The organism is Streptococcus sp. SCPM-O-B-23252 (M501), from assembly GCF_058200355.1.
In genome coordinates this window covers 839,503-866,378 of sequence record NZ_JBYQGS010000001.1, presented here as the reverse complement: position 1 = coordinate 866,378, position 26,876 = coordinate 839,503, and the positions used below count along the sequence as shown (strand labels likewise).

General features: G+C 41.7%; 26 protein-coding genes. 21 read left to right on the top strand and 5 right to left on the bottom strand.

Going from position 1 to position 26,876, the window contains the following annotated elements:
* The first annotated feature begins 16 nt into the window (after window positions 1–16).
* Both pta and mutY read left to right on the top strand, forming a co-directional pair.
* A complete protein-coding gene (pta, locus tag AC3E6G_RS04205) occupies window positions 17–991 on the top strand; it encodes a phosphate acetyltransferase (RefSeq protein ID WP_490700522.1) in 975 nt (324 codons plus the stop codon).
* 89 nt (window positions 992–1,080) lie between these two features.
* The gene (gene mutY / locus AC3E6G_RS04200) at window positions 1,081–2,235 is read left to right on the top strand and encodes an A/G-specific adenine glycosylase (protein WP_490700521.1); all 1,155 of its coding nucleotides are present in this window, start codon (window positions 1,081–1,083) and stop codon (window positions 2,233–2,235) included.
* Window positions 2,236–2,261: 26 nt separating this feature from the next.
* On the opposite strand, the gene AC3E6G_RS04195 is transcribed toward mutY, so the two are convergent.
* From AC3E6G_RS04195 to AC3E6G_RS04175, 5 genes are all read right to left on the bottom strand, one after another.
* Window positions 2,262–2,609, bottom strand: coding sequence for a DUF6568 family protein (locus tag AC3E6G_RS04195; RefSeq protein WP_070661389.1), 348 nt, complete (start codon window positions 2,607–2,609; stop codon window positions 2,262–2,264).
* Between the two features lie 109 nt (window positions 2,610–2,718).
* Complete coding sequence (locus AC3E6G_RS04190; RefSeq protein ID WP_490700520.1) at window positions 2,719–4,437, bottom strand: phospho-sugar mutase; 1,719 nt, start codon at window positions 4,435–4,437, stop codon at window positions 2,719–2,721.
* Window positions 4,438–4,590: 153 nt separating this feature from the next.
* Window positions 4,591–5,163 carry an ECF transporter S component gene (locus tag AC3E6G_RS04185; protein ID WP_490700519.1) on the bottom strand — a complete coding sequence of 191 codons (573 nt, stop codon included), beginning with the start codon at window positions 5,161–5,163 and terminating at the stop codon, window positions 4,591–4,593.
* Window positions 5,160–5,699, bottom strand: a complete 540-nt coding sequence (gene coaC, locus AC3E6G_RS04180; RefSeq protein WP_490700518.1) for a phosphopantothenoylcysteine decarboxylase — start codon at window positions 5,697–5,699, stop codon at window positions 5,160–5,162. The genes AC3E6G_RS04185 and coaC overlap by 4 nt, the downstream gene beginning before the upstream one ends.
* A 5-nt stretch (window positions 5,700–5,704) precedes the next feature.
* A complete protein-coding gene (locus AC3E6G_RS04175; protein ID WP_490700517.1) occupies window positions 5,705–6,391 on the bottom strand; it encodes a phosphopantothenate--cysteine ligase in 687 nt (228 codons plus the stop codon).
* A 267-nt stretch (window positions 6,392–6,658) separates the two neighbouring features.
* Between AC3E6G_RS04175 and AC3E6G_RS04170 the strand changes: the two genes are divergently transcribed.
* The 19 genes from AC3E6G_RS04170 to AC3E6G_RS04080 all read left to right on the top strand — a co-directional run bounded on the left by AC3E6G_RS04170 (window position 6,659) and on the right by AC3E6G_RS04080 (window position 26,872).
* Window positions 6,659–8,329 carry a formate--tetrahydrofolate ligase gene (locus AC3E6G_RS04170; RefSeq protein ID WP_285337976.1) on the top strand — a complete coding sequence of 557 codons (1,671 nt, stop codon included), beginning with the start codon at window positions 6,659–6,661 and terminating at the stop codon, window positions 8,327–8,329.
* An 80-nt stretch (window positions 8,330–8,409) separates the two neighbouring features.
* Window positions 8,410–8,922, top strand: a complete 513-nt coding sequence (locus tag AC3E6G_RS04165) for a GNAT family N-acetyltransferase (RefSeq protein WP_125336131.1) — start codon at window positions 8,410–8,412, stop codon at window positions 8,920–8,922.
* Between the two features lie 347 nt (window positions 8,923–9,269).
* Window positions 9,270–10,280, top strand: a complete 1,011-nt coding sequence (locus AC3E6G_RS04160) for a DUF3137 domain-containing protein (RefSeq protein ID WP_285337975.1) — start codon at window positions 9,270–9,272, stop codon at window positions 10,278–10,280.
* Window positions 10,281–10,282: 2 nt separating this feature from the next.
* Window positions 10,283–10,837 carry a LemA family protein gene (locus tag AC3E6G_RS04155; protein ID WP_125336129.1) on the top strand — a complete coding sequence of 185 codons (555 nt, stop codon included), beginning with the start codon at window positions 10,283–10,285 and terminating at the stop codon, window positions 10,835–10,837.
* Window positions 10,838–10,995: 158 nt separating this feature from the next.
* On the top strand, window positions 10,996–12,072 hold the full coding sequence (locus tag AC3E6G_RS04150) for an aspartate-semialdehyde dehydrogenase (protein WP_125336128.1): 1,077 nt from the start codon (window positions 10,996–10,998) through the stop codon (window positions 12,070–12,072).
* An 88-nt stretch (window positions 12,073–12,160) separates the two neighbouring features.
* Window positions 12,161–13,096 carry a 4-hydroxy-tetrahydrodipicolinate synthase gene (dapA, locus tag AC3E6G_RS04145; RefSeq protein WP_048715961.1) on the top strand — a complete coding sequence of 312 codons (936 nt, stop codon included), beginning with the start codon at window positions 12,161–12,163 and terminating at the stop codon, window positions 13,094–13,096.
* A 71-nt stretch (window positions 13,097–13,167) separates the two neighbouring features.
* Complete coding sequence (locus AC3E6G_RS04140) at window positions 13,168–13,506, top strand: ATP cone domain-containing protein (protein ID WP_006597242.1); 339 nt, start codon at window positions 13,168–13,170, stop codon at window positions 13,504–13,506.
* A gap of 114 nt (window positions 13,507–13,620) precedes the next feature.
* Window positions 13,621–14,961 carry an ATP-binding cassette domain-containing protein gene (locus tag AC3E6G_RS04135; protein WP_490700516.1) on the top strand — a complete coding sequence of 447 codons (1,341 nt, stop codon included), beginning with the start codon at window positions 13,621–13,623 and terminating at the stop codon, window positions 14,959–14,961.
* Window positions 14,951–15,778, top strand: a complete 828-nt coding sequence (locus AC3E6G_RS04130; protein ID WP_048788995.1) for an ABC transporter permease — start codon at window positions 14,951–14,953, stop codon at window positions 15,776–15,778. Before AC3E6G_RS04135 ends, AC3E6G_RS04130 begins: the two co-directional genes overlap by 11 nt.
* 18 nt (window positions 15,779–15,796) lie before the next feature.
* Window positions 15,797–17,227, top strand: coding sequence for a zinc-ribbon domain-containing protein (locus AC3E6G_RS04125; protein ID WP_048788996.1), 1,431 nt, complete (start codon window positions 15,797–15,799; stop codon window positions 17,225–17,227).
* A gap of 111 nt (window positions 17,228–17,338) precedes the next feature.
* A complete protein-coding gene (gene ylqF / locus AC3E6G_RS04120) occupies window positions 17,339–18,190 on the top strand; it encodes a ribosome biogenesis GTPase YlqF (RefSeq protein WP_490700515.1) in 852 nt (283 codons plus the stop codon).
* Entirely contained in the window at window positions 18,177–18,947 is a 771-nt protein-coding gene (gene rnhB / locus AC3E6G_RS04115) for a ribonuclease HII (protein ID WP_238656367.1), read from the top strand. Before ylqF ends, rnhB begins: the two co-directional genes overlap by 14 nt.
* Window positions 18,948–18,958: 11 nt before the next feature.
* A complete protein-coding gene (locus AC3E6G_RS04110) occupies window positions 18,959–19,885 on the top strand; it encodes an ROK family protein (RefSeq protein ID WP_238656368.1) in 927 nt (308 codons plus the stop codon).
* 76 nt (window positions 19,886–19,961) lie between these two features.
* A complete protein-coding gene (gene dprA / locus AC3E6G_RS04105; RefSeq protein ID WP_490700514.1) occupies window positions 19,962–20,804 on the top strand; it encodes a DNA-processing protein DprA in 843 nt (280 codons plus the stop codon).
* 92 nt (window positions 20,805–20,896) lie between these two features.
* On the top strand, window positions 20,897–22,984 hold the full coding sequence (gene topA, locus AC3E6G_RS04100; RefSeq protein WP_238656370.1) for a type I DNA topoisomerase: 2,088 nt from the start codon (window positions 20,897–20,899) through the stop codon (window positions 22,982–22,984).
* Window positions 22,985–23,091: 107 nt separating this feature from the next.
* Window positions 23,092–23,742 carry a SatD family protein gene (locus AC3E6G_RS04095; RefSeq protein ID WP_238656371.1) on the top strand — a complete coding sequence of 217 codons (651 nt, stop codon included), beginning with the start codon at window positions 23,092–23,094 and terminating at the stop codon, window positions 23,740–23,742.
* A 10-nt stretch (window positions 23,743–23,752) separates the two neighbouring features.
* On the top strand, window positions 23,753–24,457 hold the full coding sequence (locus tag AC3E6G_RS04090) for a DUF3307 domain-containing protein (RefSeq protein ID WP_490700513.1): 705 nt from the start codon (window positions 23,753–23,755) through the stop codon (window positions 24,455–24,457).
* A 158-nt stretch (window positions 24,458–24,615) separates the two neighbouring features.
* Entirely contained in the window at window positions 24,616–25,950 is a 1,335-nt protein-coding gene (gene trmFO / locus AC3E6G_RS04085; RefSeq protein ID WP_490700512.1) for a methylenetetrahydrofolate--tRNA-(uracil(54)-C(5))-methyltransferase (FADH(2)-oxidizing) TrmFO, read from the top strand.
* 94 nt (window positions 25,951–26,044) lie between these two features.
* Entirely contained in the window at window positions 26,045–26,872 is an 828-nt protein-coding gene (locus tag AC3E6G_RS04080) for an alpha/beta hydrolase (RefSeq protein WP_061563962.1), read from the top strand.
* The last annotated feature ends 4 nt before the right edge of the window (window positions 26,873–26,876 follow it).

Below are 26,876 nucleotides of genomic sequence, written 5' to 3'. Positions count from 1 at the left end.
TTCAAAGGAGAAACTCATGGAAGTTTTTGAAAGCCTCAAAGCCAACCTCGTTGGTAAGAATGCTCGTATTGTATTACCAGAAGGTGAAGAGCCTCGTATTCTGCAAGCAGCAAAACGCATTGTCAAAGAAACAGACGTAACCCCTGTCTTGCTTGGGAATCCAGATAAGATTGGCATTTACCTTGAAATTGAAGGAGTTTTGGAAGGATACGAAGTCATCGATCCGTATTCTTACTCAGGTTTTGAAGAGATGGTAACTTCCTTAGTTGAACGTCGCAAGGGTAAAATGACAGAAGAAGAAGCACGCCAAATTTTGCAAGATGATGTCAACTACTTTGGTGTCATGTTGGTACATCTTGGAATTGTTGATGGAATGGTGTCAGGTGCAATTCACTCAACAGCTGCAACCGTTCGTCCAGCACTTCAAATTATTAAAACTCGTCCAAATGTTAGTCGTACTTCAGGTGCCTTCCTCATGGTCCGTGGATCTGAACGTTACTTGTTTGGGGACTGCGCTATTAATATCAATCCAGATGCTGAAGGCTTGGCTGAAATTGCCATCAACTCTGCTATCACAGCGAAGATGTTTGGGATTGATCCAAAAATCGCCATGTTGAGCTACTCAACAAAAGGTTCAGGTTTTGGTGAAAGTGTTGATAAAGTAGTTGAAGCAACAAAAATCGCTCATGAGCTTCGTCCAGATCTTGAAATTGATGGGGAATTGCAATTTGACGCAGCCTTTGTACCTGAAACAGCAGCATTGAAAGCTCCAGGAAGCAAGGTAGCAGGTCAAGCCAATGTCTTTATCTTCCCTGGTATCGAAGCTGGTAACATTGGTTACAAGATGGCAGAACGTCTTGGTGGCTTTGCGGCGGTAGGTCCAGTCTTGCAAGGATTGAACAAGCCAGTGAACGACCTTTCCCGCGGATGTAATGCAGATGATGTTTACAAGTTGACCTTGATTACGGCGGCTCAAGCTGTTGAACAATAAGAATGATTGAAAGGCTTAGGAGTTTCCTAGGCTTTTATTGTAGAGTCAGAATCTCTAAACTAGAACCCATTCTATGGTATACTAGGAATATGATGGATTTAAAAGACTATGGGATTAATATGTGGGAGGAGGAAAAAATTGCCTCTTTCCGAGAAAAGTTATTAGCCTGGTACGATGCCAATAAACGGGATCTCCCCTGGAGAAGGACGCAAGATCCTTATAAAATATGGATCTCAGAGATTATGCTCCAGCAGACACGAGTGGATACCGTGATTCCCTATTATGAGCGTTTTTTGGATTGGTTTCCGACGATTGCGGATCTGGCTCAAGCCCCTGAAGAAAAACTATTAAAAGCTTGGGAGGGCTTGGGCTATTACTCACGGGTCCGCAACATGCAGAAAGCTGCCAAGCAAATCATGGAGGACCATGGGGGTGTTTTTCCATCAAGCTATGAGGCTATCTCTAAACTCAAGGGAATTGGACCTTATACAGCTGGTGCCATTGCCAGTATTGCCTTTGGCTTGCCAGAGCCAGCAGTGGATGGCAATGTCATGCGGGTTTTAGCTCGTTTGTTTGAGGTTGACTACGATATCGGAGTTCCGACTAATCGTAAGATTTTTCAAGCCATGATGGAAGTCTTGATCGATCCAGAGCGTCCGGGTGATTTCAATCAGGCTTTGATGGATTTGGGCTCAGATATCGAGTCCCCAGTCAATCCACGGCCCGAAGAGAGTCCTGTAAAAGAGTTTAGCTCGGCCTATCAGCATGGGACCATGGATCGCTATCCCATCAAGGCTCCAAAGAAGAAACCAGTACCCGTTTATTTAACAGCCTTTATTATAAAGGATAGTCAAGGGCGCTACCTGCTGGAAAAAAATGAGCGAGAAGGACTCTTGTCAGGCTTCTGGCATTTTCCCTTGATTGAAGTGGATAGTCTATCTGAGAACCTGGGCCAATTGTCTCTACTGGATGAGAAAGAACAAGCAGTGGGCAATCTAGAGATTCTCTCCTTTGAACAGGACTATGATTTGGTTATTGATTGGCAAGACAGATCTTATCCCATGGTCCAGCATGTATTTTCGCATCGCAAGTGGCAGGTTCAACTTCGTTACGGATTGGTAAAAGAAGGAGAACAAGCAACCAGTGATTCGACTGTTTGGTTGCAACCAGAAGAATTTTCGGCCTATCCTTTTGCCAAACCTCAGCAGAAGATTTGGACGACTTTTACAGAAAATGAAAATTAGCTAGATAATAATCTCTAGCTAATTTTTTATAGATGAGCGAATGCTTTGATTTCTTCTTCTGACATGGATGAGTCGCAGCGAACGCTAACTTCACCGGCTTCGACATGTAAAAATCCAGGAACAGTTGGAATGCCATAGGTAGAGCGGAAGGCTTGCAAAGCATCAAGTTGACTTGGTTCTTCACTATTAATGAAGTAGATATGAGCTTTAGTTTCGGCTACGACAGTTGCTAATTTAGCAGCGAATTTACGACAGTAAGGACAAGTTTTGCGTCCAATAAAGAAGGTTGCTGTTTCTTTTTGATCGATGGCTTCTTGCGCACGCGCAACAGTGGTTACTTCAAGATCTTTAATATCTTCTAAAAATTGTTCCATGAGATTACCTCGCTTTCTTATAAATCTAGTATGCCATAAAGGGCGAAAAAATGCTGTATTTTGATACGAAAAAAAGATGAGATTGGTTGATCTCATCTTTTGTGGTTGCTTATTTTACAAAGGCATTGATTTCAGCTTCGATGTTAGCAATTTTAGCTTGAGAATCTTCGTTGCTTTCACCAACAACGGCAATGTAGAACTTGATTTTTGGTTCTGTACCTGAAGGGCGAACGGCAATCCATGAACCATCCGCAAGTGTGTATTTCAATACATCACTTGGAGGAGTAGTTAAGGCTGTTACAGTGCCATCAGCAGCAGTAGATGTTTGTGCTTTGAAGTCTTCAACGACAGCAATGGCAGTTCCATTGAATTCTTTTGGACCGTTTTCACGGAATTTCGCCATAATCGCCTTGATTTGCTCAGCACCGTCAACACCAGAAAGTGTAACAGAGATTGTCTTTTCAGCGTAGTAGCCGTACTCTTTGTAGATTTCCTCGATACCGTCAGCAAGTGTTAAACCACGAGAACGGTAGTAGGCAGCAAGCTCAGCAACGACAAGGACAGCTTGAATCGCATCTTTATCACGCACGAATGGTTTGATCAAGTAACCGAAGCTTTCTTCAAATCCCATCATGTAAGTGTGGTTGTGTTTTTCTTCGAATTCTTGAATCTTTTCAGCGATGAATTTGAAACCAGTCAAGACGTTAAACATGGTTGCGCCGTAGCTTTCAGCAATCTTCGTTACCAAGTCAGTTGAAACGATTGATTTGCAAAGGGCTGCATTTTCTGGAAGTGTACCAGCATTTTTGTGGGCTTCCAAGATGTACTTAGCCATGATGGCACCGATTTGGTTACCTGAAAGGTTAAGGTAGCTACCGTCTTTTTGAAGGACTTCAACACCGACACGGTCAGCGTCAGGGTCAGTTGCCACAAGAACATCAGCTCCTACTTGGCGACCAAGTTCTTCTGCAAGAGCAAAGGCTGCTTGGCTTTCAGGGTTTGGAGATTTAACAGTTGAGAAGTCTGGGTCTGGAGTTGCTTGAGCTTCAACGACTTGAACAGAGTCAAATCCTGCTTGCGCAAGAGCACGACGAGCCAACATTTCACCAGTACCGTGAAGAGGAGTGTAGACAATCTTCATGTCTTTGCCAAACTCTTCAATCAAGGCTGGGTTGATGTTAACGTCTTTTACTTCTTTGAGGTATTCAGTGTCGACAGCTTCGCCAATAACTTCAATCAAACCAGATGCTTTTTCAGCTTCTACATCAGCAACTTCAACTGCAAATGGATTGTCGATAGCACGGATGTAGGTTGTCAATGCGTCCGCGTCGTGTGGAGGCATTTGACCACCATCTTCACCGTAAACCTTATATCCATTAAACGGAGCAGGGTTGTGGCTAGCAGTAATCATAATCCCTGCGAAGCAGTTGAGGTGACGAACAGCAAATGAAAGTTCTGGAGTTGGACGGAGACTTTCAAAGACATAGGATTTAATACCGTGTTTTGCAAGAACGGCTGCTGATTCGAAGGCAAATTCTGGAGAGAAGTGACGGCTATCGTAGGCGATGGCTACACCACGTTCTTTTTCATTTCCACCTTTAGATTCAATCAAACGAGCCAAACCTTCAGTTGCTTGACGGACTACATAGATGTTAATACGGTTTGTACCCGCACCAATCAGTCCGCGCATACCTGCAGTACCGAATTCAAGGTTTGTGTAGAAAGCATCTTCCTTCGTTTTTTCATCCATGTTTTCCAAATCACGACGAAGGTAATCTGGTAGATCAGCGAAATCAGCCCATTTTTGGAAGTTTTCTTGATAAGTCATAGTGCAACTCCTTATTTCTATAATTAATCGCTTACATTATAGCATTTTTTTTCTGAAAAAACTAGATTCAATAGCAATTGTTTTCAAATTTATATGCTGAGATCGACAAAAAAATCACACCTTCATTTAAAAAGTGTGATAAACGAAAATGCATTACAATGAATTCTTAACTTTTGAGAGAGGTGGGATGATAGCTAGTGTCAGAATGACTGTCGCAAGGACCTCAATCAAAGAGTTAGTAGTTAAAACAGCAGCGAGGAAGGCTTGGATACCACCTGGATAATTTTGTGAAAAGAAGATGAAAATACCTGAAAGCACAAAGAAAGTGTTGGTGAAAGATCCAACCGCGGCAGCGATTGCCAGTCCGGATTTATTATGGATCAACTTGTACACAAAGTAAGGGGTGATCCCAATGAGGATACGGGGAACCAGCACAATAATCAGAGAGTAAATGTTCCCTTTTTCAACAAAGGGACTGAATAAATAACTACTTGGTAGCTGAACAATGGTGTTGATGGTGAGGCTAAAGAGTCCCATTAAAAGTCCCAAGGTCCCACCAATACGAGGTCCATAAAGAATGGAGGCAATGACAACTGGGATATGGACGAAGGTCGGTGGAATTAAAAAGGGGAAGAATTGGAAGATCATGGTTGATGTAAAATGAATGGTCACCATGATAGCGAAGAAAATAGAAATTTGTGCAATGGATGAAGAAGATTTTCTCATGAGAGCGACTCCTGTATAGTAGTTAGAATGGTTTCGATGGAAGCTAAAGCGCCAGATCCCTGATCGCCACAAGCTAGTAAAGCTTCGCGCGGTGGGATGATTTGGTAGCCGTAGCTTTTTAGAGTTTCAAGATTGTTTTGTGTAGCGGGGTGGTCCAACATCTTGGTATTCATAGCGGGTGCTAGGAATTTCTTCACCTCAGACGGAAGGGCCAAAGCAGTGCTGGTAACAATAGTATCTGCAAAGCCGTGGGCTAATTTTGCAATGGTATTGGCACTAGCAGGTGCGACTAGAAAAAGATCGGCCTCTTTCCCCAAGTCAATATGTTGGATTTGTTTTGGATCCTCTTCTGTCATGACTTCTACCAGGACAGCTTGTTTGGAGAGGACCTGAAGTGTTAGAGGGGTAATAAAAGCTGTAGCTGCAGGAGTCATCAGAACCTTTACCTGGTGACCGAGCTTGGTCAATTGACTGGTGAGGTCTGCTGTCTTGTAGGCAGAAATGCTCCCAGTTACAGCCAGTAGTATATTCGCCATAGGTTTTATCCTTTGTTCCTAATGTGATGATAAATTTTTTGAGCAATATCCAATTTCGTTTCAGCTATTTGAGTAGCATCTTTCGTAACTAAGTAAGCTCGATGTTTTCCGTCTTGAATTTCGCTTAAGTCATTGGCAACAATCATTTCTGCCTGATTCTTTTCGAGGCTTGCACGAGCAACGGCTAGGAGTTGATCCTGTGCAACATCAACAAGCAGTTTAAAGCCAATCAAGCGTATGTTTGGATTCCAAGTTTTTACTAGAGAAATCAACTTAGGATTTTTCTTCAAAAAGAGAACCTGGTAATCTTCCTCTGATGAAATTTTCGATTCCTGGTTGGTTTGATGGAGAAATTGCTCTAAATTGCTAGCTTCTTTGACAGCCTGAAAGCCTGACATATAAACGGGGCTGTAGTCAGAGACGGCCATCGCATGGATGAGCACATGGTGAGTTGGAGTTTCTTTTTCAAGGACGGTTTGAAGTTCAGCGACATTTTTGATAAATATCTTTCTTAAACGAGGATGTTCTTTAGGCTGAACCGCAGTTTGAGTTGTCACCAGAGTCACAGAAAAACCTGCCTCTAAAAAACGTTCGGAAATAATTTTTCCAAGTTGACCAGTGGAATGGTTGGTAATCGAACGAACCTGATCGATCTTTTCACTCGTCCCACCGGAAGTAATCAAAATATTCATAGGCTTATTTTACAAGAATTTTATATTTTAGTAAAGCCAGGAACACGGCTCATACGATTGTTGGTCAAGGGGATGCAAAGGCGGTAGAGTGGACAATGAAGGGACTAATAGTTATTTCATATAGAAGGGTATAAGAAATTAGAATGAAGGCTGATAAGGTCTATTTTAAAGGCAAAATCCGAACGAATGGAAAAAGTTTGACATTTAAAATATATATCCTCGCAAAATTTCTGTATAATAGGATTATAAAATAGTGAGGAGATTCAGATGAAGACAGATATCGAGATTGCACAAAGTATTGAATTGAAACCAATCACAGATGTAGTTGAGAAATTGGGCATTCAATTTGATGACTTGGAACTTTATGGAAAGTACAAGGCAAAATTAACCTTTGACAAGATCCAAGCCGTTCAGAAGGAAGAACCAGGAAAACTCATCTTGGTAACAGCGATTAACCCGACTCCGGCTGGAGAAGGGAAGTCTACCATCACCATTGGTTTGGCAGATGCATTAAATAAAATTGGAAAACAAACCATGATTGCCATTCGCGAACCTTCTTTAGGTCCTGTTATGGGGATTAAAGGTGGTGCAGCTGGGGGAGGCTATGCTCAAGTACTCCCAATGGAGGATATCAACCTTCATTTCACGGGTGACATGCATGCCATTACAACAGCAAATAATGCTCTTTCGGCATTGATTGATAATCATTTGCATCAAGGAAATGAGCTAGGCATTGACCAACGTCGGATTATCTGGAAACGGGTAGTGGACTTGAATGACCGTGCTTTGCGACACGTATCGGTTGGTCTCGGTGGACCGCTCAATGGGATTCCTCGTGAAGACGGGTTTGATATCACCGTTGCTTCTGAGATTATGGCCATCCTTTGCTTGGCGACGGATATTAAAGACTTGAAGCGCCGTTTAGCTAATATTGTGATCGGTTATCGCTATGATCGTAGTCCAGTTTATGTCCGTGATTTGGAAGTGGAAGGGGCGCTTGCCTTGATTCTGAAAGATGCGATCAAGCCAAACTTGGTCCAAACCATCTATGGAACGCCAGCCTTTGTTCATGGTGGACCTTTTGCTAATATTGCCCATGGATGTAATTCTGTTTTAGCTACCTCAACCGCTCTTCGTTTAGCCGATTACGTAGTGACAGAAGCAGGTTTTGGGGCGGATTTGGGAGCCGAAAAATTCTTGGATATCAAAACACCAAATCTTCCTGTTAGTCCATCTGCAGTGGTGATTGTCGCAACGATTCGTGCTTTGAAGATGAATGGTGGAGTTGCCAAAGATGCTCTTTCTGAAGAAAATGTAGAAGCTGTTCGTTCAGGTTTTGTGAACTTGGAACGCCACGTAGAAAATATGCGTAAATTCGGAATTCCTGTAGTAGTGGCTATTAATGAATTTGTCACAGATACAGAAGCTGAAATTGCAACTCTGAAAGAACTCTGTGCTTCTATTCAAGTTCCTGTTGAATTGGCGAGCGTTTGGGCTGATGGTGCTGATGGAGGGTTGGCCCTAGCAGAAACAGTAGTGGAGACAATTGAAACAAATCCAGCCAATTACAGTCGTCTTTATGATAATGACCTTTCTGTTGAAGAAAAAATCACTAAGATTGCCCAAGAAATTTACCGGGCCGACAATGTTGTCTTTGAGAAGAAAGCTAAAACTCAGATTGCTCAAATCGTGAAAAATGGCTGGGATAAGTTGCCAGTTTGTATGGCTAAGACCCAATACAGTTTCTCAGATGATCCAAGTCTCCTCGGGGCGCCGTCTGGTTTTGACATTACCATTCGCGAATTGGTACCTAAGACTGGTGCAGGCTTCATTGTTGCTTTGACAGGTGAAGTGATGACTATGCCTGGATTACCAAAACGTCCTGCTGCTTTGAACATGGATGTAGCAGAAGATGGTACTGCTTTAGGCTTGTTCTAATAAACATATATAGAGGTTGGTGGACAACCTCTATTTTTGTGTTTTTGGGGTATAATAGAGAGATAGAAAGCGAGAAGACCATGCTGAAGATAAGACCCGTCACCCTTGAAGATGCTCCTGAACTTGTCAGGATTTATGCCCCTTATGTTGAGAAAACAGCCATCACTTTTGAATACCAGGTTCCGACGATTGAGGAATTTGAAGGGCGTATCGAAAAGATCCTTCAACGTTTTCCCTATTTAGTAGCTGAAGTAGACGGTCAAGTCCTTGCTTATGCCTATGCCTCAAGCTATTATGATCGATCAGCATATGATTGGGCGGTAGAAGTATCCGTCTATGTGGATCAAGATCATCGTGGGCAAGGACTGGGTTCTCGTTTGTATGAGGCATTAGAGATCGAGATAGAGGCGCGTGGTTATTTGCGGTTCTTAGCTTGTATTGCCCTGCCAAATCCAGCTAGTATCGCCCTACATGAGAAACGAGGCTATGTGAAAGTTGCTCATTTTCCTAAAATTGGCTATAAATTTGATCAATGGCATGATATTGTCTGGATGCAAAAGACCATCGAAGGGACTGTGAAGCTCCTAATGTAAAAACCAGAGGAGCTTAGCTCAGCTCAAACTTTTTAAAGGAAGTCTAGAACGACCCTCTTGACAGTTCATGTGATTTCATGGTAGACTAGCTTCATGCGATGAGTCGATTGGCTCTTAGGAGCCTTTTGCGCTGAGGAGGTCTACATTCAATTGTAACGCAGGAGCGGACCTTGAACAGTTGTGTGAACCGGCTGTTCTCATCGAAAGATGCCTCGATCCCTTACCGTTTGGTAGGGGATTTTTTTTGTAAAAATTCATTGTAAGCAAATACATAAATTTGTTTGCCTCTTATGACTACCGGTGATATAATGATGTAAATAAATGGATTCATTTGTGTTTGAAAGGAGATGGTTATAGTGTATGATCAAAACAGTCCAAACAACAAGTGGTCACAAGAAACGTTTCAACGTATCAGTGAACTGGAAAAATTAGAACAATATCAGGCTAAGTTGCTCATTATGAATGAACAAATGAAGAATAATATTCATTGGAGAAACGCCACTATTCTTGGTGGTATTCTAGCTTTTCTCTCCTTCCAACTTGTTAGATGGCGAGCAGCGATTGTTATCATTCTTCTTGTAGTGGTGTTTTATTATTTACCAGAATACAAAAAACGAAAAGCCTTATTCGGAGATCAGGTTCGATCCAATGAAGAGATTTATATTACAGATTTTCTTTGTCCCATCCTGAAAGAAGTTTTTCCTCAAGCGGAGCTAACTCTGACAGCTGACTACCCAATGAATGTCCTGCAGGTCATTAGTCCGAGATCGACTAAGTTTGATCTCTTTCATCAATTATCTTTCCATGATGAAAAGAATCTCGTAGTAGCCAATCTCTATGCTTATCATATTGAGACGCGAACAAAGAGAGACTCTAGTGGGGAAACTCATACGGTCAGAGAAGAAGTTAAAGATTTTGCTGGTCAGATTTTTTCTTTAAAAGCTCCTATCTCATTTCCAGGGCACTTGAGAGTTGTTCCAACCAAGAAATCTTTGTTTTTAAAAAGAGAACTAAAAGGTGCCTATCCGGGTGCTGGACCTAATGAAGTCCAAATTGAAACAGAAGATATCCAAAACAATGAAAATTACAATATCTATTGTACAGATGAACTGGCTGCTCGAAAATTCTTAAAACCCAAGATACTAGAATGGTTTGATCAGCAAATTTCTCAAAATGCTATGTGTGTTTATTTAGTACAAGATACACTCTATATTTCCTTATATACTAACCGCTACCTTTTCCCAACACCGAATAGAAAAGATGCAATCGAAAGTCTTTCGATTGCTGCAGAGTATCAAAAACTTTGTAGGGAGATTGATCTCATTGATGAATTAACCAATATATTTAAAGGAGAATAACTATGTTAGGGTTATTTATTGCCATTGTCGTTTTTGCTCTTGTCGTTGTTATGTGGTTTATCGGTGAAAGCAATCGCTTGAATCGTTATCAGGTCATGATTGAAGAAGCAAAGAGAACGGTTGATATCACTCTTGTCAAACGCTACGATACCATTTCTGAAATGTTGAAGGCGGCTAAGGCCTACGCCAAACATGAGGAAAAGGTCTTCACGGAATTGGTAGCCCTTCGTCAAGGTGCGTCAATCCAAGAATCCAACCAAGTCATTGCCAATCAAAACGATGTTTTGGCACAAATCCGAGCAGTAGGTGAGAATTATCCAGATCTCTTATCTTCTAACCAATTCTTGGCCTTGCAAAAAGAAATTGCAGACGAAAATGAAGATTTGGCAGCTTCTAAACGCATTGTCAATAGTAATATTAGCCAAATCAACCAAGCCATAGTAACCTTCCCAACTTCACTAGTGGCGGGTATCAAAGGGATGCAACAAGTGCCATTTTTATTGGAAGATACTCAAGGCAAGAAGGATTTGAATGATTTGGATTATGAAATCCATTAATTTTTAATAAAAGCTATTTCATATCTAGAAACTATCCCGGTCTTAGATCGGGATTATTTTGTTTTTATAAGTGTAAAATACACTTTTCATTTGTAGGGAAAAATAGTATAATAGATAAAATTCACAAATTTTTAGAAAATTCCGAAAGAGGTTTTATTATGGGATATACAGTTGCTGTTGTTGGTGCTACAGGTGCCGTTGGTGCTCAAATGATCAAAATGTTGGAAGAATCAACACTTCCAATCGATAAGATTCGTTACCTTGCGTCTGCGCGTTCAGCAGGTAAAGTCTTGCAATTCAAAGGGCAAGACGTGACCATTGAAGAAACAACTGAAAATGCTTTTGAAGGGGTTGATATCGCTCTCTTCTCTGCTGGAGGATCAACTTCAGCTAAATATGCACCATATGCTGTTAAAGCAGGAGCAGTAGTTGTTGATAATACATCTTACTTCCGTCAAAACCCGGATGTGCCATTGGTTGTACCTGAGGTAAATGCACATGCGCTTGATGCTCATAACGGCATCATCGCCTGTCCTAACTGTTCAACGATTCAAATGATGGTAGCTCTTGAACCAGTTCGTCAAAAATGGGGCTTGGACCGTATCATCGTGTCTACTTACCAAGCTGTTTCAGGTGCAGGTATGGGAGCCATTCTGGAAACCCAACGTGAATTGCGTGAAGTATTGAATGATGGAGTGGATCCACGTGATTTGCATGCGGAAATCTTACCTTCAGGTGGTGATAAGAAACATTACCCAATCGCTTTTAACGCCCTTCCTCAAATTGACGTCTTCACTGATAATGACTACACATATGAAGAAATGAAGATGACCAATGAAACTAAGAAAATCATGGAAGACGATAGCATCGCTGTCTCAGCAACATGTGTACGTATTCCAGTCTTGTCAGCTCACTCAGAGTCAGTCTATATTGAAACAAAAGAAGTAGCACCAATCGAAGAAGTGAAAGCGGCTATTGCTGCCTTCCCAGGAGCAGTTCTAGAAGATGATGTGGCTCATCAAGTATACCCACAAGCTATCAATGCGGTTGGTTCTCGCGATACCTTTGTTGGTCGTATCCGTAAAGACTTGGATGCAGAAAAAGGGATTCACATGTGGGTGGTTTCTGATAACCTTCTTAAAGGAGCTGCTTGGAACTCAGTTCAAATTGCAGAAACCCTTCATGAACGTGGACTCGTGCGCCCAACAGCTGAGTTGAAGTTTGAGTTGAAATGATTCATTAACTAAATAATGTGTATAGGGGACAGCTATCAACTTTTGGTGCTGTCCCTCTTCCCTATGGTTGTCTCAAAAAGGAGTATGTATGTCTTATCAAGACTTAAAAAATTGTAGAATGATCACTGCCTTTATCACTCCCTTCCATGAAGATGGTTCGATAAACTTTGAGGCCATTCCTCCACTCATCGAACATCTCTTGGCTCATCACACAGATGGGATTCTTTTAGCTGGTACCACAGCTGAAAGTCCAACTCTTACTCACGATGAAGAATTAGAACTTTTTGCAGCGGTGCAAAAGGTAGTCAACGGACGGGTTCCTTTGATTGCTGGTGTCGGGACCAATGAAACTCGCGACTCGATTGAGTTTGTAAAAGAAGTGGACCAATTTGGTGGTTTTGCTGCCGGATTAGCGATTGTCCCTTATTACAACAAACCTTCTCAAGAAGGTATGTACCAGCATTTTAAGGCTATTGCAGACGCTTCTAACTTGCCAATCATAATCTATAACATCCCTGGGCGCGTGGTTGTCGAAATGACACCAGAAACCATGCTTCGTTTGGCGGAACATCCAAATATCATTGGGGTCAAAGAGTGTACAACCCTTGCCAATATGGCTTATCTAATCGAGCACAAGCCAGAGGAGTTCCTCATTTATACGGGAGAGGATGGAGATGCTTTCCATGCCATGAACCTTGGGGCAGATGGTGTGATTTCAGTAGCTTCCCATACCAATGGGGATGAAATGCACGAAATGTTCCTAGCCATTGAGAATAATGATATTAAAAAAGCGGCGGCCATTCAGCGCCAATTTATCCCGAAAGTCAATGCTCTCTTCTCTTATCCAAGCCCAGCTCCTGTTAAAGCAGTCTTGAACTATATGGGCTTTGAAGCTGGTCCGACTCGTTTGCCATTAGTGCCAGCTCCTGCTGAGGAAGCGAAGCGCATCATCAAGGTTGTAGTGGATGGGGATTACCACGCGACCAAAGAAATCATTACGGGAGTTCTTCGTCCGGATTATTGATGTTTTAGATTCTTGACAAATCCCCTATTTATTTAGATAATAGAAGTATATTGATGATCAAGGAGAATAAGATGGAAGTCATTAAACGTAGTGGTGAAGTTGTAGAATTTGATCCAGATAAAATCTATCAAGCTGTTTTGAAGGCAGCACAAACAGTCTATGTCTTGACCGATGATCTTCGCCAAAACTTGGCGCAAGTGACTAAAAAAGTTGTGATGGATTTGGAAGAAGCGAAAGTGGAACGTGCCACAATCAGTATGATCCAATCAATGGTTGAGCACCGTTTACTTGGTGCTGGTTATATTACCATTGCAGAACACTATATTTCTTATCGTTTGCAACGCGATTTGGAAAGAAGTGGTTATGGAGATCACATCGCTGTTCACTTGCACTTTGAACAAATTCGCTAAGCTAAACCATTAGTTAGTAAATCACTCGTGGAGTAAATACCATAGAGTCTAACCACCCTTCATAGGGTGGTTTTGACTGTCTAGCAATTTATTTTTCTTGAAAGGGCTATATTTATGCAGAATCCAACCATCTTTACCTACCTTAATAGGGATTTCTCTGCTATTCCACTTTTTGATGGCTTAAGCGTTGATGGTCTATCTCAAGGGAGTCAGGCAGATTTGCATCTGGCTGATGATTATCAGTCCCCTTCTATTGCTGTCTTCCGTTTTCTTGATGATCAATGGTTTCTTGATTGTTTGTCTGGGATGATTGAGGTGGATGGTGTGATCTATCAGACAAATCAACGTGCTCTATTAAATCATCGTTCCATTATCCACCTTTGTGATGCTGACGGCCATGTTTTTCGCTCAAAATTCATCATTGTAGAAATGCAATCCCCAGAATGGAAGACCATTGAAAAAGATGCATTTCCGGTGGATTTGTCCTCGCTTGCTAGGATTGATTGTGTAGTTTTATCAAATCAGTTGGTTGTCAGACTAGGAGATCAGATCATTTACCAAGATCTTCAGTCAGCAGCTGCAGATCCATCTGTTTCAACTAGAGAGTGCCAGGACTTTTCTCATTCATCACTCACGATTGCTATTCAAGATGTAACAGTCGGAAATCTCTTAAACCGTAAAACCATTCTTAAGGACATTCAGGTAGAATTTAAACCTAAGGAGATGATACTTATTCTGGGTGGTTCTGGTGCTGGGAAATCAACCTTTATGGAAGCAGTGACAGGACTTGTTTATTCAAATACCAGTGCTTATTTTAATGGAGTGGATTTATTAAGTGATGGGAAGAAACAAGGGGTGATCACCCTCGCTCCTCAGTCTCCGGATGAGCATTACCGAATGGAAGATACGGTCTATAAGAATTTAGAAGATGCAGCCAAACTCTATGGCCCATCTGAATTAGCAGAAAATCCTGAACTTCGAAAAGAAGAAGTCCTATCAGTTCTGAAAAAGTTGGATTTAGAATCGGTAAAAGGATCTAAGTGTTCTTCTCTTTCAGGTGGCCAGAAGAAAAAACTTACAATAGCAATGGAATACATCACGCGCCCTGAGATTCTCTTTATGGATGAGCCGGATTCCGGTGTTGATGGGAGCATGGTCATGGAGGTCATGACCACACTGAGAGAGATTACGGATGAAGGAAAAATCTTATGTGTTATCACTCATACACCCGATCGTATTCGTCATCTCTTTGACAAGGTCATGGTGGTTGGAAAGAGTTCGGAAGGATGCGGAAGACTTTGTTACTTTGGATCTGTTGACAATGCGCTAAAAGTCTTTGCGGCTAATAGCTTAGAAGACATCGTCCATAAAATTTCAGGAGCTGAAAATGCAGCTCTTGTTGACAGATATGTGCTATGGTTTGAAAATGAAAGGAGAGGTGTCCATGCTGGATAAGAAGCAAGTCTCGATTTATTTTAGTAAATTCCTTCGACTCCTCATCAACAAAAAATCCCTATTTTTTGTATCAGAAGCGATTCTCCTTCCTTTCATCATTTCGATCGCTTTTAATGCTAATGAAGTTTTTAATAAATACCACATTACCAGAACTTCTTCGATCATGTTTATTTCTGCAGCTCTCTGGATTGGTCTCTTTAACTCAGTGACCAGTATTTGTAATGAGAGAAAAGTCATCAAGTTTGAGTACCAAATTAAAGGCTTGTCCTTACCTTCTTATGTAGCGGCACGTGTATTAACAGAGTTGGTTCTTTGTTTAGCCGAAGCTGTCTTAATGATAGGAACCATTGTTATACTTTATCCACATGCTCAAGGAAATGGAAGTCAGATAGTTCTTTTTGGGGTTACTTTGTTCTTGGTGATTTTTACTTCCGATATGTTGGCCTTATTGATTTCGGCATTTGTCAAAAAATCGTCCCAAGCGATGACAGCCATGCCGCTAGTATTGATGGTTCAACTGCTGTTTTCAAATTTTCTCCAATCTTTGGATGAAAAAATTCCATTTTTAGTGTGGATCTCACATGCAACGATTACGAGATGGGGAACAACGGCCTTCTTTCGGATTGCAAACATGAACAATTTGGTCCCGTCTCAAGGTCATACTGACTGGCAAGTTTATCAAAAAGATGGGGTAGGAACCTATGCTTATGATCTACTTGCGATTCTTGGAAATTGGGGAGTCTTGATTGCTTTTTCAGCTCTATTTATGGTCGCAACTTCCCTAGTATTGACTTCTGTCCGTAAGGACGCTCGATAAATAATAAGGAGATGATTTATGAAAAACTGTACCAATTGCCAGGCACCCATCAATGCTGGTGATGCCTTTTGTTCTAAATGTGGTGCTAAAGTTCAAGTAGCTGCCAAAGCTGAACCAAAAGCTGTTGCTTTTCAACCAAAGACAGTTCAATTAGGGCCAAGTCCAACTCAAGCCCCAGAACCTAAAAAACCAAAAAGAAACATTAGAGGAATTTTAGCAGGGATTTTTGTCCTTCTTGCTGTCATTGCTGTTGCAAGTTATTTCCTATTGAACCGTGGAAGCAGTGACACCATTAATTTAGAGGATTATGTAAAGCTGGAAATCAAAGGGAATGATGGTGAAGGATTTATTGTTGAGAAGTCAGTTAGTTTAAATAAGGAAAATTTAGACCGGGATATCAAGAAGAAACTTAAAGCGGATCACTCCAAAACGGAGAGTTCAAATTACAATATTGATCAGTTAGTTTCAAAAGTAGAATTTAGCGTTTATAAAGGGGATGAGCTGATAGATGTAAAAGAGCGAAAGAACCTAAACAACCACGATAAAATTACGGTTAAATTACTTTACGATAAAAGTGATCTTGAAAACATGATACCTGGCCTTCACTTTACTGGTACATCTGTAACTCAGGAGGCAGATCTAATCCCGCTTGTAGGTGTTGACCCCTTTAAGGGTTTTTATCCAAAAATCAAGGGCATTTCTCCAAATGGAACTTTATCAAAACCTTCTCAATTTGAAGGAAAAGATGTAGAAATTGTTGCAAAGGCAACCGCTAAATATGGTTTTCCATTTGATTATTATCTGAATGGAAAAGAAGTTTCAAGTAATGATCCCATTGCAGTTGGAGATGAAATTGAAATTCGTCTCAATGAAAGTGGTAAAAATGCGTTGAAAGAAAACGGTCAAACTGTTGAGAAAGGAAAAGACAGTATGAAATACAAGGTCACTTTGGCTGATTTTGAGGAAGGGGCTTATGTGACTTCCTTGTCAAAAGTGGATGAGGATACACAAGAAGCCATCTCTAAAAATGTAGAGGATGCAGCAAAGGCTTATGTGGCTGATCGCAATTACAAAGTCCTTCCAAAATTTGAAGGGATGGCTTTTGCGGCAATAAAAGATGGAGTTGACTGGGGAGGTACATTTGATTCCAAAATCCCACAGCTAATCTATGTATACTCTATTACCAATACCTCCTATGGTAAAACAAAAACAAGTTATATTGTAATTTCGAAAATTACAGTTATTGAACAGGTTGAAAATCATGGGAAAGACAATGCTCATGAAAATCCTGGAAAAACTATTCAGACTTTTGAAAAAGATTCTAAGAAGTATAATTTTCAAAACTTTTCTGACCAGAATGATTTGAAGAACTCCTTTACTAGAAATATAGATACTTTTACCTATACAATGGACGATCAATTGAAATCGTTGATTAATTGGACGGAATAGAAAAAAATGAAGTTACCTAGGTAGCTTCATTTTTTGTATTCTCATTTGACGCTGAGAATTAAATAAAACATGTTATAATAGAAAAGACTGAACTGGAAAGGAATGGAGAACATGGCAACTATTCAATGGTTTCCTGGACACATGTCCAAAGCTAGAAGACAAGTACAAGAAAATATTAAATTTGTGGATTTTGTGACAATTTTGGTGGACGCTCGTTTGCCTCTATCAAGTCAAAATCCTATGTTAACAAAAATTGTTGGTGACAAGCCTAAGTTGATGATTCTGAACAAGGTAGACTTGGCCGATCCTGTCGCTACAAAAGAATGGCAGGAGTATTTTGAGTCGCAAGGAATCAAAACCTTGGCTATCAACTCCAAAGAGCAATCTACGGTTAAGAAGGTTACAGATGCTGCCAAGTCTTTGATGGCCGATAAAATTGCTCGCCAGAAAGAACGGGGGATTCAAATCGAAACCCTTCGGACCATGATTATTGGGATTCCCAACGCTGGTAAATCAACGCTGATGAACCGCCTAGCAGGGAAAAAGATTGCGGTTGTTGGAAATAAACCAGGAGTGACCAAGGGGCAACAGTGGTTGAAAACCAATAAGGACCTCGAAATCTTGGATACCCCAGGGATTCTTTGGCCAAAATTTGAAGATGAAGATGTAGCTCTAAAATTAGCTTTAACGGGTGCCATTAAGGACCAGTTATTGCCAATGGATGAGGTGACTATTTTTGGTCTTGAGTATTTTAAATCCCATTACCCAAAAGAGTTACAAGAACGCTATAAACAAATGGATTTGGAGCAGGAAGCGCCAGAAATCATTATGGAGATGACTCAACGCTTAGGCTTCCGAGATGATTACGATCGCTTTTACAGCTTGTTCGTCAAGGATGTACGTGATGGTCGTTTGGGTCGCTATACCCTTGATCGTGTAGGTGAAGTGGATGCCAACGATTAAAGAAATCAAAGAGTGTTTGGCAACGATTAATAGGCTGGATCATCCCTTATTTGAAGAGTTGATCCTTGATGGTCGAGCGGGCGTTCAAGCGGCTATCAGCAAACGAAAACGCGAACTCCAAAAACAAGTGGACGAAGACTTGCGTTTAGAAAAAATGCTAGCCTATGAGAAAGAACTCTATGCTCGAGGGATTCATCTTATTGCAGGTGTGGATGAAGTAGGGAGAGGCCCTTTGGCAGGTCCTGTCGTCGCAGCAGCCGTTATTCTGCCGGAAAATTGTAAGATTCCAGGTTTAAACGATAGTAAGAAAATTCCAAAATCGAAGCACTATGCTATTTATCAAGCGGTTTTAGACCAGGCTCTCTCTGTCGGGATTGGGATAAAAGATAATCAGGTCATTGATCAGGTTAATATTTATGAAGCAACCAAATTAGCCATGCTAGAGGCTATTCAAGAATTGGATCCTCAACCTCAACACCTCTTGATTGATGCTATGAAATTGGCTCTCCCTATTTCTCAGACATCCATCATCAAAGGAGATGCTAATTCTCTGTCTATCGCTGCGGCTTCTATTGTGGCGAAGGTGACACGAGATCAGATGATGGCAGCCTATGACCAAGAGTATCCAGGTTATGATTTTGCTCAGAATGCGGGGTATGGGACAAGCAATCATCTTGAGGGCTTGGAAAGACATGGGGTCACTCCTATCCATCGCCGAAGCTTCGAACCCATTAAGTCCATGACGGATGTTGATTAGGAGGGAAGGAAATGCTATTAGCCTTTGACATTGGCGGGACCTTTATTAAATATGCCTTAGTGGATGAAGCCTATCAGGTGAGTGATTCCTCTAAAGTTCCGACACCAGCTACTATTGAGGAATTCTGGGAAGCTCTTGAGCGCGTGATTTGCTTGTTCCAGAATCGAATCACTGGGATCGCCATCTCTTGTCCGGGTGAAATCAATAGTCGACTGGGATTTGTCTTCAAAGGTGGCCTCATTCCTTATTTAAGGAATATTCCTTTAGCTTCTCGTTTAAATAAGACTTTTCAAGTCCCTGTGACCGTCCTCAACGATGGGGATGCTGCAGGCTTGGCAGAAGCACGAATTGGAAACCTCCAGGATTGTGATTGTGGCGCAACCTTTGTTTTAGGAACTGGGGTAGGCTTAGCCTTGACTTCCAACGGTTCCTTAATTTCCACCTGGAATCTCAAGGATTATCTTCGTTGGCCAAGCTTAGGGGAGAAGCAAATGACTCCTGAACAAAAGCAATATCAGACCGAGATTTTGAGACATGGGATTTCCAGTTTGGTTCAAAATTTAGGCTCTGCAGTCAATTTTGTGGCTAATGCTAGTCGGCTCTTAGAATTGCCTGAAGAAGATGGAGTTCAAGTTTTTGAAGTCCTTGAAGCTGGTCATCATGAGGAATTGCAAGACTTATTTGCTTCTTATTGTCGGGAAATTGCGATCCTAATCTATAACCTTCAGTCTTTGGTTCGGCTTGAAAAAGTGACGATTGGTGGGGGAATTAGTAGTCAACCCCTTCTTTTAGAAGAGATTAACCATCAGTATAAAAGCCTGATGGAGGAAAGTGGGGAGCAACGATTTTCTTTAGTGGAGATTCAAGCAGCTCGTTACCACAACTCAAGTAATCTTTTGGGGGCAGTTTGTCATTTTAACATCTTAGAAAATCATTAAAAAGTTCTATTTTTAGAGCTTTTTTTGTTTTCTTTTACGAATATTATAAATAGATAGTAGAAATTGAGGTTTACAAATGAACAAATATGAACTTTATAAATTAAAGGTTGCTGGCCTATCAAATTTACAGGTTTTTAACATTGTCAATTACTGGGAAATGAATGGGGAGTGGCCCTCTTTAGAATTAATGGCAAAAATTGCAGGTTGTCGCAATCAAACACTATTTATGGAACGGTATATCCGGATTGATGACAAGGTCTTGAGAGAAGAGTTCAAGGAGTTCGATTCGATTTCCATTATGGATCCGGAATACCCTGAAGAACTTCTCTGGATGCATAACCCACCTGTTTTGTTGTTTTACTCAGGCAATATTGATCTTCTTAAACAGCCAAAGATTGCGGTCGTAGGAAGTCGATCCTGTAGTCGCACAGGGATTCAATCCGTCGAGAAAATCATTAACGAGTTAAATAATGAATTGATTGTGGTGAGTGGATTAGCCAAGGGGATTGATGCTGCAGCCCATTATGCTGCTATTCGAAATGGAGGAAAAACAATTGGAGTGATTGGGACTGGCTTAGATGTCTTCTATCCTAGATCCAATAAACAATTGCAGAAGTACATGAGTGGGAACCATTTAGTTCTTACCGAATACGGTCCAGGTCAAGGTCCTCAGAAACACCATTTCCCAGAGCGCAATAGGATTATTGCTGGGCTTTCTAGAGCAGTGATTGTGGCGGAAGCGCGGATGCGGTCTGGAAGTCTGATCACATGCGAGCGTGCTATGGAAGAAGGGCGAGATGTCTTAGCTATTCCTAGTTCAATCTTGGATGGACGTTCAGATGGCTGTCACCACCTCATTCAAGAAGGTGCAAAGCTGGTCACCAGTGGAAAAGATGTCCTAGATGAGTTTGAATTTTAAAATGAGTTTTCCTATAGGAGAACTTCACGGTTGACATCCCGAAAAAAATAGTTTACACTCTATGAGGTTTATTACAAAATAGAGGTAAAAAAGTGGCTACTAAAACAAAAAAGAAAACCACAACAACTAAAAAGAATTTAGTCATCGTGGAGTCTCCTGCGAAAGCTAAGACGATTGAAAAGTATCTTGGTAGAAATTATAAGGTCATGGCCAGCGTGGGTCATATTCGTGACTTGAAAAAATCTACCATGTCTATTGATTTTGATAACAATTACGAACCAGAGTACATCAATATTCGCGGAAAAGGTCCTTTGATTAATGATTTGAAAAAAGAGGCTAAAAAAGCCAAACAAGTCTTTCTCGCAAGTGACCCGGACCGTGAAGGAGAAGCTATTTCTTGGCATTTGGCGCATATTCTTCAGTTGGATAAGGAAGATAAGAACCGTGTTGTTTTCAACGAAATTACCAAGGATGCGGTAAAAAATGCCTTTCAAGAACCCCGTAAGATCGATATGGATCTGGTAGATGCTCAACAAGCACGTCGTGTCTTGGACCGGATTGTCGGCTACTCCATCTCACCAATTCTATGGAAAAAGGTGAAGAAGGGACTTTCGGCTGGTCGGGTGCAATCCGTTGCTCTTAAATTGATTATTGACCGGGAAGAAGAAATCAATGCCTTCCAACCAGAAGAATATTGGACAATTGATGGAACCTTTAAAAAGGGGACCAAGCAATTCCAAGCCAATTTCTATGGAATGAATGGCAAGAAGATGAAGCTTCAAAACCAGGAGGATGTGAAAGCCGTTCTTTCACATCTCGATGGGAAAGAGTATATCGTTGAAAAGGTAGAGAAGAAAGAGCGCAAACGCAATGCGCCGCTTCCTTACACAACTTCTTCCATGCAGATGGACGCAGCCAATAAGATTAACTTCCGTACACGTAAGACCATGATGGTGGCCCAGCAATTGTACGAAGGAATCAATATTGGATCTGGTGTTCAAGGTTTGATCACGTATATGCGTACGGATTCGACTCGGATTAGTCCAGTCGCTCAAAATGAAGCAGCTAGCTTTATCGTTGATCGATTTGGAGACAAGTATTCTAAGCATGGTAGTCGGGTTAAGAATGCTTCTGGTGCTCAAGATGCTCACGAAGCCATTCGTCCTTCTAGTGTCTACAATACGCCTGAGAAAATTGCCAAGTACCTAGACAAGGACCAGCTTAAGCTCTACACCTTGATCTGGAATCGTTTTGTGGCTAGTCAGATGACGGCAGCTGTTTTTGATACCATGAATGTCCGTTTGGGGCAAAATGGGGTTCAATATACAGCAAATGGTAGTCAGGTGAAGTTTGACGGCTATTTGGCGATCTACAATGATTCGGACAAAAATAAGATGCTACCGGACATGGAAGAAGGGGACACCGTCACTCAGGTCAACAGTAAACCTGAACAGCACTTTACCCAACCACCAGCTCGTTATTCTGAAGCGACCTTGATTAAGACTTTAGAAGAAAACGGTGTTGGTCGTCCTTCAACCTATGCACCGACCATTGAGACCATTCAAAAACGCTATTATGTGAAGCTTGTAGCCAAACGCTTCGAGCCAACCGAATTAGGAGAAATCGTCAATAAACTGATCGTTGAATTCTTCCCAGATATCGTCAATGTAACCTTTACCGCAGAGATGGAAGGGAAGCTGGATGATGTCGAACTCGGGAAAGAACAGTGGCAAAAGGTCATTGATTCCTTCTACCAACCCTTTAAAAAAGAAGTAGCAAAAGCTGAAGAGGAAATGGAAAAAATCCAAATCAAGGATGAGGCTGCTGGATTTGACTGTGAGGTTTGCGGAAGTCCGATGGTCATCAAGTTGGGTCGATTCGGTAAGTTCTTCGCTTGTAGCAATTTCCCTGATTGTCGCCATACCCAAGCTATCGTTAAGGAAATTGGAGTGGAGTGTCCAGATTGTCACCAAGGCCAAATTATCGAGCGTAAAACCAAACGGAATCGTCTCTTCTATGGCTGCAATCGCTACCCAGACTGCGAATTCACCTCTTGGGATAAGCCAATCGGCCGTGACTGTCCGAAATGTGGTCACTATCTAGTTGAGAAAAAAGTTCGTGGTGGTGGTAAGCAGGTCGTATGTAGCAACGGCGACTATGAAGAAGAAAAAGTGAAATAATCTTTTAGAATCATTCGATGTCTATTATAACGGCAATTTTTAAAAATGTCTGTTATAATAGACATTTTTGTTTTTTTTCGTTATAATAGACACAAGGAGGTGGGCTTATGTATCTTGCTTTGATTGCAGATGTCATTGATTCCAAAATGGTTCAAGAGCGTTTTGACCTGCAAAAACAGTTGGAAAAAACGCTTCAAAAGATCAATGAGCTTTTTAAAAACTGCCTAGCATCGGCTTTTACCCTAACTTTGGGGGATGAGTTTCAAGCGCTTTTAAAAGTGGAGGCTCCGGTTTTTCAAATCATTGATACCCTGCGTTCAGAACTAAAGCCGACTCAACTTCGTTTCGGGATTGGTCTCGGGGAGATTTTAACGGATATTGATCCTTTACAAAGTATCGGTGCGGATGGGCCAGCCTATTGGAATGCACGCAGCGCCATCAATCTGGTCCATCAGAAAAATGACTACGGCAATACCCAGATCTATTTTTCAAGTGGGAAGGAAAAGCAAGACTTCTTTGTGAATGCCCTCATCGCTTCCGGTGAAGCTATTCGTTCGGGTTGGCGTGGCAGTCAGGAAGAAATCCTGCTAGATCTTCTTAAGAGATGTGTATATAGTGAGAATTTTAGCCAGCAGGATTTGGCCCAATCGCTAGCCATCAACCCGAGTGCTCTCTCTAAACGGCTGAAAAGTAGTAGTATCCGTGTTTACTTACGGGGGCGAGCAGCAGCACTAGCTAGTATTCAAAGTTTAGCGTAAGGAGAGGCTTATGACAGGATTATCTAATATCGTAACAAATCCATACTTGCTTCTCTTGTTGAGTTGTCATTTGTTGTCGGATTATTATTTTCAAAGCCAAAAGATGGCGGACCACAAGGACCAGGATAAGAAGGTGCTCGGCCTTCACATTCTGTATGTAGCTCTGCCTCTATTCGTCGTTTCCCTCTGCCATCTGGATTTGTGGTGGATTTGCTTGATCATTTTGTTGACTCATGCGGGAATAGATTTCTTGAAACCGATCGTGCAGCAACAATTGAAACTACCAACCACCTGGACTTTTGCCTTGGATCAAGTCTTGCATGTCGGTATCATTAGTTTCCTAGTCCTTTGGGGAGCTAAAAATGGCACGACTTATTTGCCTATTGACAGTTTAAAGTTAATCTTTTATGTCCTCCTAGTGGGAAAACCGACCAATATCGTCTTTAAAATTCTTTTTGCTAATTACCAGCCGACGATGGAGGAGAAAATGGATACCATCACTGGGGCTGGTTCCATGATTGGCTTCTTAGAGCGGTTGATTATCGGTGCCTGTCTTGTCTACGGCAAATTTGCTTCTATCGGACTGGTCTTTACGGCCAAATCTATCGCCCGCTACAATAAAATTTCGGAGAATCCAGCCTTCGCAGAGTATTATTTAATCGGGTCCTTGTTCAGTATCCTATCAGCCCTCTTTGCTGCTTGGTTGTGTCTATAAGAAAACAAATAACAGACTTAGGTCTAAGACAGGAAGGAAACCCTCCCTGTCTTTTTACTTGGCTTTCTGGTATAATGGACCAAGTAGAAAATTAGAAAGATTTGTGGGTGTCTAACAGCTTAGTGGGATGTTTGGATACCCAAAGAGGTATTAGTGTCATGTCTCAATCTTATATCAATGTTATCGGTGCTGGCCTTGCTGGCTCTGAAGCAGCTTACCAGATTGCCCAACAGGGAATTCCGGTGAAGCTCTATGAAATGCGGGGAGTAAAATCTACTCCGCAACACAAAACAGATAACTTTGCTGAGTTAGTGTGTTCCAACTCTCTTCGTGGGGATTCTCTCACCAATGCTGTCGGGCTCCTCAAAGAAGAAATGCGCCGTCTAGGTTCTGTCATCCTTGAAGCAGCTGAAGCGACCCGGGTACCAGCCGGTGGAGCACTGGCAGTGGACCGAGAAGGTTTTGCTAGCCGGGTGACGGAGAAGGTGTCCCAACACCCTCTCATTGAAGTGATTCGCGATGAAATTACTGAATTGCCGACAGATGCCATCACAGTGGTCGCAACGGGGCCTCTAACCAGCGATGCCTTGGCAGAAAAGATCCACGCGCTTAATGGTGGCGATGGCTTCTATTTCTATGATGCAGCAGCTCCAATCATCGATGTCAATACCGTCGATATGAACAAGGTTTACCTCAAGTCTCGTTATGACAAAGGAGAAGCGGCTTATCTCAACTGTCCCATGACCAAACAAGAGTTTATGGACTTCCATGAGGCTTTGGTGAATGCGGAAGAAGCCCCGCTCAACTCTTTTGAAAAAGAAAAGTATTTCGAAGGTTGTATGCCAATTGAAGTCATGGCCAAACGAGGCGTCAAAACCATGCTCTATGGTCCTATGAAACCAGTTGGTCTCGAGTATCCAGATGACTACAAAGGACCTCGTGACGGGGATTTTAAGACCCCTTATGCGGTAGTCCAATTGCGCCAAGACAATGCAGCTGCTAGTCTCTACAATATCGTTGGCTTCCAAACTCACCTTAAATGGGGCGAGCAAAAACGAGTCTTTCAAATGATTCCTGGTTTGGAAAATGCGGAGTTTGTGAGATATGGCGTCATGCACCGTAATTCTTACATGGACTCTCCAAATCTGCTTGAACAGACTTACCGTTCTAAGAAGCAAGCCAACCTCTTCTTTGCGGGGCAAATGACAGGAGTAGAGGGCTATGTCGAGTCAGCGGCTTCAGGTTTGGTGGCTGGGATCAATGCGGCACGTCTTTTCAAAGGAGAAGAAGTAGCGATTTTCCCAGAAACAACAGCCATCGGAAGTCTCGCTCACTATATTACCCATGCCGACAGCAAGCATTTCCAACCCATGAATGTCAACTTTGGAATTATTAAAGAGCTGGAAGGCCCTCGCATTCGGGATAAGAAGGAACGGTATGAGAAAATTGCCGAACGTTCTTTACAAGATCTGGCTACATTTATTGGAAAATAAAGTCAATCAATGAAAAAGTTTGGAGAAATCCAGACTTTTTCTTATAAAAATGGTATAATAAATAAAAATTTAGAATATAGAGAGTTTTCTGACAATGAATAAATCCTACTTTTATTTAGAGATGAAGACACACGAGTTGAAAGTGCCTTATACCGGAAAACTCCGTCGTGTGCGAGTCTTATTACCTAAGAATTATGAAACAGATACAGATCGTCGCTACCCTGTGGTTTATTTCCACGATGGGCAAAACGTTTTGTATAGCAAGGAAGCCTATGCAGGTCATTCCTGGAAAGTCATTCCAGCCATTAAGCGGAATCCAGACATTAGTCGCATGATTGTCGTTGCCATTGATAACGATGGTTTGCAACGGATGAACGAGTACTCTGCCTGGAAGTACAAGGAGTCCAATATCCCTGGTATGCAATTTGGTGGCAAGGGTGTCGAGTATGGGGAGTTTGTCATGGATGTTGTCAAGCCCTTTATTGATCAAGAATATCGAACCCTTGCTGATAGAGAACATACAGCCATGATTGGATCTTCGCTTGGTGGGAATATCACCCAATTTTTGGGCTTGGAATACCAAGACCAAATCGGTTGTCTGGGAGTCTTCTCCTCTGCTAACTGGTTGCACCAAGAGGCCTTTGACCGCTATATTGAGCGCAAGAATCTTTATGCAGATCAACGTATTTACATCTATGTGGGGACTGAAGAGGCGGATGATACAGATAAAACGCTAATGGCGGGGAATATCAAGCAAGCCTATATTGACTCATCCCTTCGGTACTATCATGACGTTATTCAACAAGGTGTTGCTTTGGAAAATATTGCTATTCGGATTCAATCTGGGGCTATTCACCACGAAGAAGCCTGGGCTGAGAATCTTCCAGAATGCCTTCGTTTTTTGGCAGAAAAATGGGATTAATAGA